Here is a 14,032-nt window from a genome sequence, read left to right as displayed (position 1 = left end):
CGTGATTCGTGAATTGATGTTAGATGTTAGATGTTAGATGTTAGATGTTAGATAAATTAATCCTTTAAGATTATCAAATTCATCTTCGACTTCAAATTCATCTTCGTTTCTAATCATGAGATTGCTTCGGTCGTTCCTTCCTCGCAATGACAAGTTATCTTTTATCTTTTGTCTATTTTCTTTTGTCTATTTTCTTTTTCTAATTCCTAATTCCTTATGCCTTTTGCCTAATCCCTATTGCCTATTTCCTAATCCCTATTACCTAAAAACTCTACTGTCCTCTATAAAATACCATGGTGCTTAGAGTTTTTACAATCACATTGGCATCTAAAAAGAAGCTTCGGTGTTTAATATAATACAAGTCGTATTGCAATTTCAGAAGGCTATCTTCTACGGTAGAACCATAACGCACTTTAACTTGTGCCCAACCCGTTAGACCAGGTTTAATAATGTGTCTGGTTTCATAAAATGGAATAACTTGAGATAATTCTTTTACAAAGTAAGGTCGTTCTGGTCTTGGGCCAATTAAACTCATGTCTCCTTTTAATATATTTAAAAACTGAGGGAATTCGTCTAATCGAGAACGTCTTAAGAATCTCCCAAAAGTTGTGACCCGAATATCATCTTTTTCTGCCCAAACAGCACCTTGCTTTTCGGCATCAATAATCATGGTTCTAAATTTTATTATGGAAAACACTTTGCCATTTTTACCCACTCTGTCTTGAAAATAGAATAAAGGGCCACGATTTGCTATGAGGTTTCCTAATAAAATAAAAGGTAAGATACAGAGTCCAACTATTACGCCTGCAAATGAAAATAGGGTATCAAAAAGCCGATGGTAAAATAAATAAAATTTATTCTGATTGCTTCGGCTAAAGGGGAAGTATTTATAAAAATCCTTTCCAACAAATTGTACTGGTACCCTATAGGTCATATCCTCAATCACCTGAGTATATTCTTTAATAGGAAACCCACGTTCTAAAAGTAAAATTAAATCGTTATAAATTTCAGTGGTAATGGTTTCGGCATTATAACTAGCTACAATAATTTCAGAAATCTTTTCTTTCTCAATCACTTGATGCAATTCTGTACAAGCATATTCAGCTATTCCTTTAAACTTGATGCTATCTTTTTGAGATAATTCGCAGTTAATAAACCCTACAATTTTATAATTTGGATCTGAGTTTTTAAAAGCATCGATAATGGATTCAATATTTGAAATTTCACCTACAATAAGCACTTTTTTATAGAACCTAGGTGAGGTTATAAAATTCACATAAATGAACCTCCAAATAAGAAGTGCCAATATAATAGCCAAATAAAAATAGACAATCTGCAATCTATTGGTAGGAAGAAATGGCGTAAAATAAGGGGTTAACAGATAAAATAAAACAGTAAAAGAAGCTGTTAAAAATATGTTACTAATTACTTTATCCAGTTTACTAGCCTTTTGTAAATCGTAAAGTTCAAAGATGGTACCAAAGACACTGATATATAATAATAGGACCACAACCCAGGTCCAGTTCTCTTTAGTTACTGAAAAATAATCGAAAGCAAATAAGGAACTTATTAAATATAACATTCCCAAAATAGAGAGAATATCTACTATTCTTAATAGAACCTTTCTCTCAGAAATATTAAAATGTATGTCATTTTTGGACATTTAAATCTTTCATTAAGTAAGGGTAAAGATACTAAGTTTGAAAACTTATACAAGTTTATTTTATGTTATGTGTAATGTGTTGTGGAGTGTAGGGTGTGGGTTGCTTCTCGATACAAAACCTCATACCTCGGTTTCACTCGAAGTGACGTGAGGGTGTGGGGTGTGGGTTGCTTCTCAATACAAAACCTCGTACCTCGGTTTTACTTGAAGTGACGTGAGGTTGTGAGGTGTGGGGTGCTTCTCTATACAAAACCTCGTACCTCGGTTTCACTCGAAGTGACGTGAGATTATGGGTAGTGAGTAAAATATATGATACCTATGGTTTTCTAATCATAATATAGCTATTTATTTTGATGTCTTCGAGGCTTCACTTCGGCAAGCTCAATATTGGCTTTACCTAGTGTCACTCCTTATAATGACACATTTTTGGTGAAGCTTACATTGACCGTATGTTGTTGTTTATTTATATCAAAGAGAATAAAAAAAGACTGTCCTTGCGAACAGTCTTTTAAAGATGCTAACATTAACAAATTATACTACATCTATAATTTGTAAAGCATTAAATGCCCCATTATTAAGTGGGTATTGAACTCCATTAATCTCCTGATAAAAAGCTACTTTTAAGAAGTAGAAATTTTGTCCAGATCCCGTAGGAACACCTAGTGGTGTTAGAGTTACTGGAGAAACAGATGCATCAATAAGCAGATTTACTAAGTTACTTAATTGCAAATCTTTAACACCTGAATCAAAATCCAGATTTAAAAAACCTGAACTGAAATCTACGTGAGTCGCTCCTTCAGGGATTTCTAACTGCTGAATAGGAATTAAATCGGCAATAACTACTTCACCTGTTGCAGGGTTAAGTGTGTAAGATGCCTGAAGCACGGAGTCTAATATGGCTCTTTTATTAAAGTTAAACCCTATTAACCACCCTTTTCCTAAAGCTGTTAAAATACCTGTAGCCACATTACGTTGTCCACGAGCAGAAGTTAGATCTTCATTTTTAACTTTACTCATTACTTGAGTTAATCTAGAAGTTACACGATTGTCTTTTGCGTCGTTCATAAGACTAACAATACTTCTGCGTAGCATTTTACCACTAGTAGCCGCATTTGCAAACTCTGAAAGATTTTCACGAGTTCGTGCATATGCAGGGTCGCTCATAATACGTTCTTTAGACACACTATTTTTGGTACGGATTTTATATCCGTCTTGATCTTTGTAGAATGTCACTTCTCCGAGTGTCCCTTCTACATTAAATAATGACTTTACTTTTGCCATAATATTAAAAATTTTGGATGAACTGATATGTTCATCAGATTAAAAAAACATTTTTTATTAGTTGGCAATTCTTTGTTTTTAAAAATCTAATATGTCGACCTATCTGATTTATTAAATGAACGCATGAATTGCTTCTTCTAATACCCCAAACATAGGACAGCTTTTTAATAAAAACCTCGATAAGTCCATACAATACCATTGATTACCAATACAATACATATTCTTGCCAATTGCTCACTAAGCGTTCAGAATAACTCCAAAATAGTTCCAATATGTTCCTATCTGTTCCTAAGTGACTAAGAAAAACTTGGGTCATTGACTTTATGGTTTTATAGGAAAGGCATAGGAAAACCATAGGAAAGCCATGGGAAAGGTATGGGAAAGGGATTGGAGATTGGAGATTGATGATTGATGATTGATGATTTTTGAATTGGGAAGTTGAAATCGGTTCTCGATACATTTTTTGTTCACTATAATTCACAAAAAGTACTCGAACTGACGATTTGTAAATTGACTTACAAAAAGTTACATTTTTAACTGAAGATGGAATATTTCATGTCTTAACTTTCTATCAACAAATTATTTAGGTTTCGTCCATGAAACATATTCAAGATACAAATGACACTTAAACAAATGTAAAAGGGAGAAATAGAAAGCAAACAAAACCACAAAGCACTGTTTATTAGCTGTTTGATTTATGTTTGTATAACTGATTTTTTTATGTCCTATTTTAAAGTATATAAAAGAAATAGTTTTGTATCGGTTTTAAAATATCCGTTTTCAACAAAATACAAAGTTTATTAACCTAAAAATTGTTAACTCATGGTTAATAGGTCTTTAATTAAAAGTTAGGTTACACTGATGATTGGAGTTAGTTTTGCGAATTGGCATGATGTGATTAAAAAAATTAAAAATGGACAGGTTGTTTATAACAGTTAATGATATTGTTGCACTTAAGGGTGTATGCTATAAGACTGCCTGTAACATATTCAATCGTATTATAAAGAAATATGATTTACCCAAAGAACGGGAAATAAGTATGAAAGCTTTTTGTGAATATTACAATGTTCATGAAGATAAAGTAAATGCCATTTTAGATAAGAAAAATAAGCTTTCGATAAAACCTCCAAGGTCTTCTACTACTATTATGGATTCCATTTGATTTATAGATTTATTTGCTGGGAGTGGCGGGATACTTTTTGAAGTTTTAATAGGTTACCCTCCCTATCGACCTTATAGTTATGGGTTGTTTACTGTTGTCGGTTGTCTGTTGTCGGTTGTCGGTTGTCGGTTGTGAGTTGTGAGTTGTCGGTAATTGGTTGTGAGTTTTTAGTTTTTAGTTGTGAGTTAAAAATTATATTAAACCCAAAAAATTAAATTCAAACAACATGAACCGACAACTGAAAAAAGAAAACTAAACACCTCTATTTCAAGCTCAATTTCTATTTCAATTTAGATTTCAATTTCCACAGAAAAAGTCCCCTTTGGGGATTTAGGGGCTTTAACTAAGCAATTTTATCCACTGGTGTTTGACCAGATTCCAATCAAATTGTTCTACTTTCTGCCTGGCGTTAAATGCCATGGTTCTAGTGGCTAAAGGGTTATTTAGTAGTTGTTTAATAGCCACTACAAAGGCTTCTGCATTATCTGGGGGTACTAATAAGGCGTCTTTTTCGTGTTTTAATAGATATGGTAAACCTCCTACATTGGTAGATACCACAGGTAAGCCTAATGCCATAGCCTCTATCACAGAGACAGGCATGTTATCGAAATTGGTGGTGTTTATAAACATGTTATAATCTTTCGCTAAGGCCAGCCAGTCTTTCTTTGGAAGTTTACCTGTAAATCTTACAGAAACATCCAAGTCATTCGCTAATTGCTTGACGGCCTCCAAAGAGCCATCAGCATCAGGACCCATCATACACAAGCTGGCTTGCAGGCCATCATCTTTTAGCTTTTTTAATACTTTAACTGCTAATAACGGATTATATATAGCTGAAAAAGAGCGCACCCATAACAACTCTACTTTTTGAAAGGCTTTTGAATGAAACACATATTGCTCCATCTCCAGACTGTTAGGTATGTAATACACATTTTGATAGCCATAAGACTCAAAAGCTTCTTTTAAATAGGTAGAAGGCGACACCAGTTTATAGGCATGATTAAAAATAGTACGACATAAGATTGGATTCTTTTTTAGACGCATGGGTAAATTTCCTCCATTGAGACTGGTCACATATTTTAGGTCTAATAAGCGACAAAACTGACTGACTAAAAGGGCATAGTAAAAGTTTTGCGTGCTGTAGGTATCTATAATTACCACATCGGTTTGTTTTCTATACTTGAAACAAGTCCAAAGCATATCTAACATCCGTTTTATTTTATTTGGATATGAAGAAGCATATCTTAACTTAAACCCTTCATCTTCCAACATGGGGCCTAAGACACTAATAGAAGACACATTGCTTCTTTTACTGTTTAATTTGTTTCCTATATAGAGGACGTTTTTCATACGTTACATTTAATAATGCCAGAGCATAAATAAAAGAAGGTGCAGCAATGCGCATCCCTGAGTGGTTGATGGTGGCAAACCAAAAGGCTAAAAAGGCATAGAAAAAGAGGTTTTTATTATTTTTCCCATAATAAGCTAATGGTGTAAATATCAAAATCAAAATTGCTATAATTCCTAGAATACCGTGTTCAGCTAAAAGCCTTCCAATTTCATTATGTGATGGCAATCTAAGACCAGTCTCTTCCACTCGAATATTTTTTATTCTGCTGGCTCCAATACCTAAAAAAGGGCTTTCTAAAAACCCTTCAATTTCTTCTACAAACAAATCTAACCTACCAGTTGAAATATCCCCTTTTACTCTTCCCATTGAATCTTTGTTTGTATATCTATTATCAATTAAGCCACTTGTTTGATTAGAACTAATGGTCCATGTAATCACTAAAGCCATTAGTAACAATAAAAAAGACCAAATAATCTGATTTTTCTGTTTGAATGAGGTTCTAAAAAATAAAGACCATAAAAAAGCAGCAACAACAATTATTGCTGCAAAAACGCCTCCTCGACTAAACGTTACAATTGCCCTAAAAGACATAGCACCTAGAATAATAATATTAAATATTTTTAGAAACATTGTAGGCGATTTTAAAAATAACCTTACAATAATTAAAAATATCCCTAAACCTAAGGTTGTAGCCACCTGATTGGGACCAAAACCTCCAGATGTTGCAGCATTTGACGCTGTTCCTGATAAGGTGTCCTTAATACTTGGATTATACAAAAACAAATATGTTGTTGTTGTAATTAATGGATATAACATATACCATAAAATGCTTAATAGTTTATCGAATTTTATTTTTCTATCAAAACAAAATAATGATGCGATACCTAAACAAACAGGACCACTTAAGACAAAAGCAATATTGGTCCTAAAACTTGCATTATATGTCAATGTAACAGAAGCCACAACAATGGCAGGAACTAATAAAATTAAAAATATAAAATAAGGGTACCCTTTTCCAGAAATCCCTTTATAAAACATACCTATAACAACAAACAAAATTACTAAATACTTGGAAGCCTCATAAGAAAGCCCTGTTTTAGTCATTCTAAAAAACACTTCTGCCCCAACAAAGTAAGCACACGCTAATAATACCTTATAAGTTTTATCTGAAGAAGAAGCCAAAAATATTCCAGCAGTTAGATAAATACCAGCTAATATAAAATAGATTCTACCTAAAGGTTCAAATATAAATATTATTGCACCAATAAGGATATGAATAATTACTAAAGAGATATAAGAAAATGTATTTTTCAATTAATTCTTATTTATTTTTTAAAGATAAGATTCGTGAAGTAATACTCCAATTATAATATTCAAATGTAAATAATCGCACTATTTCTTTTTGGGAATGGATTGTCCTTATATGTTCTTCTTCAGTATAATTCAAGACCGTTCTTATTCTCTCTATGAGTCTGTTACTAGTTACCTCATCAAGAATTAGTCCATGTATATTATTTTTTATATACTGACTGATACTTGATACATCAGATACTATTGGGATGCATCCAAAGTTCATGGCTTCGGCAATGGCTTTTGGAAAGCCTTCCGAAGCCGTGGTGGGCATTAAAAAGACCTGACTTTTTTTATAAATTTCAAAGACTTCCTCTCTTGGTAAAAAGCCATGAAATTTAAAAGTCACGCCAGCTGTTTTACTAAGCTCTACAAAATAAGCTTTTTCTGGACCATCCCCTACTAAGTGCACTACCCCAATACGTTTTTTTTCTACTTCTGTAAGCGCTGCCATGGCTTGAATGATACGCTCGACGCCTTTGGGTCTTTCTAAACGTCCCACATAGCAGACATTAATAAGGCCCTCTAAGGATTTTTCTTTGCCAAGTTTTAACCCTTCATCAAGTTCGTCATTTGTTAAACAGGGGTTTTCAAAGGTGATACAGTGCTTGGGCTGATGGTTCCAACTCCCATTGATAGTTACCTTCCTAGATTGCTGTTTCAACATCCAGCGTTGCCATCGGTACCCTAAAGGAGGGGTTTCTTGATTCCAATTTCCTGCATACTTAAACCAGCCAGGAGTTTTGACACAAAGGGTTAAAAAAGGAATCACATAAACCCCTATCCCTGTAGGGGCACGAAACTGAAACCAGTCGACTTTTTTTAATGTTTTATTTACGATGCTTAATACCTTAGGCGCTTTCCAAAGTAATTGGCATTTGGCCCCCAAACTATTACCACCTAAGGCTGGTAAAGGCACAAAAACGATTCTATGGGACACATAAGGTAAAGCACTTGGAGGCGCATCCGTTTCATGTAACATGGCCACATGATAAATGGTATCAAAGATCTCCAGAAGGTGATTGATTTCTGTGATGGTAGGCCCCCAGCCAACAATAGTTCCATCAGCCGCTTTATAGTGTTCTGTATGTGATATAATAGCTAATTTCATTCTTTATATCTCCATATGTCTTATATACTGTTTGATTATTTCCTCCCAAGTATGGGTTTCAGCCCACAATTTTGCCTCAGCTTTAAAGACTTCAGGTAATTCTAATATGTTATACAATGCCTCCTGAAATTCTGATACGCTTTCAGCTGCCACCAAACATCCCGATTTCCCATCTAAAATGGCATCTTCAATACCACAACCCTTAGAACCTATGGTTGGGATTCCCAGAGCATTTGCCTCCATGAGTGCCATTCCAAACCCTTCCACATCGCCTGTTTCTGTTTCTTTACTTAGCATCACAAATACATCCATAGCCATCAACATGGCTTGTAATTTGGTATCCTCTAACCTACCGTGGAAATGCACCTGTTTATCAACTCCTAAATCAACTGCTACTTGAGAAAACCCTTTTGCTTCTGTTGGTAATCCCACACAATGATACTGAATTTCCGGATAGTACTCTAATAGTTTCGGTAAGTGTTTGATGACTTGCAACTGGCCTTTTCTGGTAGTGACATTTCCAAGGGTCATAAGTTTGGGATATCCCTTAAGATTCTGATACGCCTGAATCTCTGTTCGCCATTTCTTAGTATCATAGCCATTGGGAATCACTATGGTATTTAGATTTAGATGCGATATTAAACTTTCTGTGTACTGCGACACAGCTATGATGGTAGAAAATTGTTTTAAGGCGCTTTCAACACTCTTTTTTAGAAGTTGCTTTTTAAAATTTACCTCAGAACCATGAATGACTGCTAGATATTTTTTCTTATAAAATAAACTCACAAAAGCCACCATCCATAAGGAAAATTTTCCTGAAGCTAAAACCACCTCATTCGATTTAATCAACCTAAAAAGTAAAATTAAGCGATTTAAATACATGAACATCCGTATGGACTTCCAAGTCACCCGTTTGACACCGAACTTCAGTGATTTATCAAAATCCATTTCTTCCTCACCCGATTTTGAGCGTTGGTCTGCTAAAACAGTTACGCCATAGCCATGCATCTGTAGCTGTTCAGCCACATGAAACGCGTGATAGCCGATGCCTCCAGGTTGTGGAGGAAATTCGGAGGTTACTATGAGGATTTTTTTATTCACGGTTGTCGGTTGTCAGTTGTCGGTTGTCTGTTGTCTGTTGTCTGTTGTCAGTTGTCGGTTGTTGGTTGTTGGTTGTTGGTTAACTTTTCCATTCTTTTTCAACATACTTAATAAATTTGAATATTTTAGCTCCTAACATGTTGTATTTTTCTAATAAGTCGTTTATTTCTAGCTCAGGGTATATTTGTTGAATCATTTCTAATTGTGACAAACTTTCTAATAAAGATGCATGTGCATATACTAAAAATTTGATAAAATCTTGCTTATAACGCCTTCTACCATATCCTTCAACAATATTGTCTTTTATACTTTTTGAAGAGCGTCTTAATTGACTTCCTTGCTCAAATAATTCATATTTAGGTAATCTTAAAGTGATTTGATGTACTTCAAGAGCATATTCAAAAGCTAAATTATAGATATCCAAGTCCTTATGAGATTTCATGATTCGTGGTCTGTTATCGGTTGTCTGTTGTCTGTTGTCTGTTGTTGGTTGTTGGTTGTTATCCGTCATTGCAAATGAGTCACAATCAAAAAAATGATTCGTCATTGCGAGGAACGACGAAGGAGTGACGCGGCAATCTCATGAAACTGAGAACAATTTTTATGACAGATTGCTTCACTGCGACTTCGACAAGCTCAGCCTGACAGTTCGCAATGACGGTTCAATTTTTTATTCTAATTTTTCAATTAACGGGCCTTGTTTTATTTTTTTACTAGCCAAATGCCAGGATTTAAATACCTGAAACAGCACCACCGGCAAGAGCAAGATACTCAACAGCGCTCCAAGTACCAACATGGGTTTGTTGCTTTTAAATTGATAGGGCATGATGGACAATGGCACGGTTTTCCATAAAGCCCGTCTGGCTGCTTGGTTCCCAAAATAGCGTCTATACAAATACAATACTGATGGGATGGGTCTAGGGGCGAACCATTTTTTAGTTCTAAAGGCATCCCAACTGCCCATCTCTCTCAAGCCACCCGATCCCACTTTTAAATGTAAACGTTTGGCATATGGATTAGAGATATTTAAAAAGCCATTCACATAAGCTCTCAGTCCGTATTCTCCATCTCCCATGCGTTGTTTTTCAAATTGTCTGTCGAATAATCCTATGGCTTCAAAAACTCTTTTCTTAATCAATACATTTCCTGTATCCAGCTGATCGCTGACTCTAAAAAAACAATAGTTGGCAGGAACTTTAGCTCCTACTTTTGAAATTGAGACCCCTGAAGAAAGATCTGCTTTAAAATAATCTAAACATTTTAAATGGTTTGATATCCATTGGGCATCTACACGACTATCATCATCAAAAAATAATAAACAATCCCCTTTAGCTTGTTTAATAGCTGTATTTCTAGCCAACCACAAGGCTTTTTCTTTCTGATAGCTGACCTGTAACTCTAAGTCAAACTGCTTATAAAAATCTGGCTGAAAAGGTTCTGACTGATCCATTACTAGGACTTCAAAATTTTTGTAATCTTGCTTTTCTAAATCTTCTAAGACGTCTTTTAAATAAAGATATCTGTTTAAGGTAGGAATGATTACAGAAACTTTAGGAACTTCCTGGACTAAAAGAGACTTAAAATTGTTCCATTCCTGATACTCTAGAGGTGATTTCAAATAAGTAGACCTACATACTTTTCTAGAATTTAAAAAAGCCCTTAATTCTTTAAAAGGATTTCTAAAACTTAAAATTCTAATGAGCAAGACATAGACTACCCAGGCTCTGTTAAAGTACTTTGAAATAAAATGGTATTCATCTTCAAGAGGTAGTTTATTAAAACTTTTATAAGTCTCTACAGTTCCAATATACCCTTTTTGAATGGCTTGCCATGACAAGTCATATTCTCTAGCACTAACACTTATAAAATTAGAATCTGGTAACAACTGTTCTTTTATAAATATAGGTAAATCTTTAAATACTGGATAGATACTTTCTCCAGAAAACTTCTTTAACGAAAAATAACTGGTAGGTTGTAAATATCTTAAAAATGAAAATAACATCAATTAGTTTTTTGGAATACAAAATATATTAAGTGGCAAGCTCATTTTTCTATCAAATGGCTTTAATTTCATATCTAAAATAAGATAATTATAGGCTTCAAAAAAGGAAACAATGCTCTCATCATTATTTGTTTCCACTATAAATATTGGAGCGAATGTCTCGATTATATTACGGCAGCCTTCCAATATGTCAAGTTCAATGCCATCTACATCTATTTTAATTAAATCGCAATGTGTCAATTGGTTTTCCTTTGCATAACTGTCAAGAGTAATCATCTTCACATCGCTACTATCTAAGTTTTCTTGAGTCTCTAACACATTAGACGTGGTGTTATTCATAAAAAGACTAATGGTTTTATTTTCAGAACCAACCGCAAAATCATGGAGCGATATCTTATCCTTAAGATGGTTATATTCAATAGATTTACGAAAAGTATGATACACATGTAAATTAGGCTCAAAAGCTATAATTTTACCTTTATTTTCACAGAGAGTTGTTGCCCATACCAAACTTAAAAAACCAAAATTAGCTCCAACATCAAAAATAATTAAGTCTTCTTTTTCAGACTTATAGTCTGCTAAAATTTTAAACGAATTTAAAATCAAGGTGTTTTCAATGCCTGACTTTTTAGCTTTTACAACATTCTTAATTGATGAAAAAAACCTAAAACGACTTGTATAATCTAGGTACTGTCTTTCTATAGCGACATCTCCCTCCTTATATCGTCCACCTGTTTTTAAAAACAGATTCCTTAAAGGTTTTAATAATCGAGATTTACCTATTTTATTTCTCATCCCACGTGGGAATATGTTGTATAATGTTATTAATATGCTATTCATAAAATTCTATAAACGCTTTTTTTTGTTTCTCTAAATTAAAGACTTCTCGCACTCGTACTTTAGCCGCTTTACGGATAAGCTCTTTTTCTTGTGAAGGTAAATGTAAGAGATTTTCTAATGCTTTTGCTAATAAAGCAGGTTGCTGTTTCTCAACTACAAAACCCGTCTGTGCATGTAATATATTCTCTTGCAATCCTTCTGCATCGCTAACCACACAAAGCAAGCCCATAGCTTGAGCTTCTAAAACCGCATTACAAAAGCCTTCAGACAAGCTATACTGCAAATATACATCAGCATCAGACAAGTAATTAACGATGCTTTCATGAGGTTGTTTTCCTAGTAATTGAACCACATCCTGTAGTTCTAATTGATGGATAGCAAACATCAAAGATTCATATTCTATACCTTCTCCAATTATAGTATATTTAAATCTAATTCCTATTTGTTTTAATAATGCCAAAGCTTCTAAAGAAGCTGTTAAACCTTTAATCCAGTGTAAACGAGCAATAGTTAATATATTGAAACTTGCTTCAGTCAATCTTGAATCGACTTTCTCAGATTTAAACAACTCAATATCAACAGCTGGCGTTATTATTTGAGTTACAACTTGTTCTGAAAGCCCATACTCATAGGTCCTTTTTAAAATATAATTCGAGATGGCATGCACTTTATCTACTTGAGTCCACAACAATTCATAACAACCCGGATGTTTTAATGGATACACATCTATATCAAAACCTCTAAAGCTCACTGCCATTTTAGCGCCAATAGCTTTAGCCACATGTTCACTTTGTAATGCCATGGTACCAAAACCAAAATGTAACCAGTCTACATGGGCTTTCAGCAGATGGGCGTTGTTATAGATGTTTTTCAGGGTTTGCTTATGGGAACGTTTGGCTTCTTTTTCTAAGCGAATAAACAACAACAGGCGTTTATAGTAAGGCAAAAGTGTTACAAATACCCATAGACTCTTAAAAAACTGTAACCAGGCACGTTTAGAAACTTTAGGGGCTTGAATGGTTTTACTTAAATTAAATGATTTTGCATTGTTTTGGACAAATAAAACAACCTCATAACCCGCTTCCTGTAACCCTTCTATTTTATTAATAAAAAACGTTTCAGAATATACCGGTGGTTTTGATAATACGAGTCCTATTTTGTAAGTCATCTATTTCTCAATACTTTTAAATTTGTTTTCAAAAGGCATTACATACTAATGCAAATATTCAACATTCTCAAAGTTTAGTTTTCTAATACTTTTATTATTTTAGCTAAATTTTTAGAAAAATGTATTCCTGAAGAAATACCTAAGTGATTGCCATCTGTATAATCATAAGAATTATTTTTACTCATCATATTGAGATACTGAAGTTCATAGTCTACAGCTATTTTAAACATAACCTCATCAAAATCTGATTGTAATTCATTCTCAATTTCTAATATTTCATTTATTACTGGCATCCTAACCATGTAAACCGAGCCATGCTGTTTTAACAAATTAATCGTTTTTTTTAAGTGTTTTATTCTGAACTCTGAATTACTTTGATAATTTAATAGCATCTTTTTATACTTTTCAATTTTTTTCTTTATTCTAACATCCTTCGACACACCTTTTGTTCCAATTGTAACACGAAGCCAGCCATCATTTTCAACAAAAAAAGTTTCATGCAAACCTATTTTATTTCTGTCTTTTAGAATATTAATATAACTTTTATGATAGGACTCAATTAAATATTCAATATTTGGGTTTAATGTAACAAAAATTGTGTTGTCTATAAAATTATCTGCTTCTCTAAAAGAATTATACTCTTCATTAGCCTCTTTCAAGACACCAACTGTCCATGGGTTAACTTCTAAAATAAATATCCCGTTTTTAGTACTTGAATCAATTTTTCGTTTAATACTCTCAAAATAAGCTTTTCCATAAGGAGAATCGTGCAACGAAAAGGCATAATTGTAAATATCATTTCGCTTTAGAACTGCATTAAATTCTTTAGGGTGCATACCTTGAGCTGCTCGCGAAGACCCAATTATTAAGGCCGATTGTTTGCCTGTAGTAAACTTTAAGTAACAAGCATCTGTACTCCCATCAGCCATAAAAAAGATTAAAAGAAAACTTATAATAATTATACTAATAAAACCAATAGTTTTAAGCAAGAATTTTTTCATAA

At 33.7% G+C, this 14,032-nt stretch carries 12 protein-coding genes; 1 reads left to right on the top strand and 11 read right to left on the bottom strand.

Annotated elements, in window-relative coordinates:
• Positions 1-271: 271 nt before the first annotated feature.
• On the bottom strand, positions 272-1,663 hold the full coding sequence (locus tag FVF61_RS05915) for an exopolysaccharide biosynthesis polyprenyl glycosylphosphotransferase (protein ID WP_148454343.1): 1,392 nt from the start codon (positions 1,661-1,663) through the stop codon (positions 272-274).
• A 531-nt stretch (positions 1,664-2,194) separates the two neighbouring features.
• On the bottom strand, positions 2,195-2,944 hold the full coding sequence (locus FVF61_RS05910; protein ID WP_148454341.1) for a hypothetical protein: 750 nt from the start codon (positions 2,942-2,944) through the stop codon (positions 2,195-2,197).
• A 1,039-nt stretch (positions 2,945-3,983) separates the two neighbouring features.
• Between FVF61_RS05910 and FVF61_RS14395 the strand changes: the two genes are divergently transcribed.
• A complete protein-coding gene (locus FVF61_RS14395) occupies positions 3,984-4,106 on the top strand; it encodes a hypothetical protein (protein WP_262712004.1) in 123 nt (40 codons plus the stop codon).
• Between the two features lie 339 nt (positions 4,107-4,445).
• Here the strand turns inward: FVF61_RS14395 and FVF61_RS05905 are convergent, their stop codons facing one another.
• From FVF61_RS05905 to FVF61_RS05865, 9 genes are all read right to left on the bottom strand, one after another.
• Positions 4,446-5,456, bottom strand: a complete 1,011-nt coding sequence (locus tag FVF61_RS05905; protein ID WP_199757277.1) for a glycosyltransferase family 4 protein — start codon at positions 5,454-5,456, stop codon at positions 4,446-4,448.
• A complete protein-coding gene (locus FVF61_RS05900) occupies positions 5,416-6,771 on the bottom strand; it encodes an O-antigen ligase family protein (RefSeq protein WP_148454339.1) in 1,356 nt (451 codons plus the stop codon). Before FVF61_RS05900 ends, FVF61_RS05905 begins: the two co-directional genes overlap by 41 nt.
• A gap of 7 nt (positions 6,772-6,778) precedes the next feature.
• Positions 6,779-7,918, bottom strand: coding sequence for a glycosyltransferase (locus FVF61_RS05895; RefSeq protein WP_148454337.1), 1,140 nt, complete (start codon positions 7,916-7,918; stop codon positions 6,779-6,781).
• A gap of 3 nt (positions 7,919-7,921) precedes the next feature.
• A complete protein-coding gene (locus tag FVF61_RS05890; RefSeq protein WP_148454335.1) occupies positions 7,922-9,019 on the bottom strand; it encodes a glycosyltransferase family 4 protein in 1,098 nt (365 codons plus the stop codon).
• A 79-nt stretch (positions 9,020-9,098) separates the two neighbouring features.
• Positions 9,099-9,530, bottom strand: a complete 432-nt coding sequence (locus FVF61_RS05885; RefSeq protein ID WP_233586710.1) for a four helix bundle protein — start codon at positions 9,528-9,530, stop codon at positions 9,099-9,101.
• 159 nt (positions 9,531-9,689) lie between these two features.
• On the bottom strand, positions 9,690-11,021 hold the full coding sequence (locus tag FVF61_RS05880) for a glycosyltransferase family 2 protein (protein WP_148454333.1): 1,332 nt from the start codon (positions 11,019-11,021) through the stop codon (positions 9,690-9,692).
• A gap of 3 nt (positions 11,022-11,024) precedes the next feature.
• Complete coding sequence (locus FVF61_RS05875; RefSeq protein WP_158635186.1) at positions 11,025-11,816, bottom strand: FkbM family methyltransferase; 792 nt, start codon at positions 11,814-11,816, stop codon at positions 11,025-11,027.
• Between the two features lie 37 nt (positions 11,817-11,853).
• Positions 11,854-13,029, bottom strand: coding sequence for a glycosyltransferase family 4 protein (locus tag FVF61_RS05870; RefSeq protein ID WP_148454329.1), 1,176 nt, complete (start codon positions 13,027-13,029; stop codon positions 11,854-11,856).
• 74 nt (positions 13,030-13,103) lie between these two features.
• Complete coding sequence (locus FVF61_RS05865) at positions 13,104-14,030, bottom strand: hypothetical protein (RefSeq protein WP_148454327.1); 927 nt, start codon at positions 14,028-14,030, stop codon at positions 13,104-13,106.
• Positions 14,031-14,032 lie beyond the last annotated feature (2 nt).

Source organism: Xanthomarina maritima (assembly GCF_008084905.1).
Classification (GTDB): Bacteria; Bacteroidota; Bacteroidia; order Flavobacteriales; family Flavobacteriaceae; genus Xanthomarina; species Xanthomarina maritima.
Note: the sequence above shows the minus strand (reverse complement) of the source record. Positions and strands in the feature narration are given on the sequence as shown.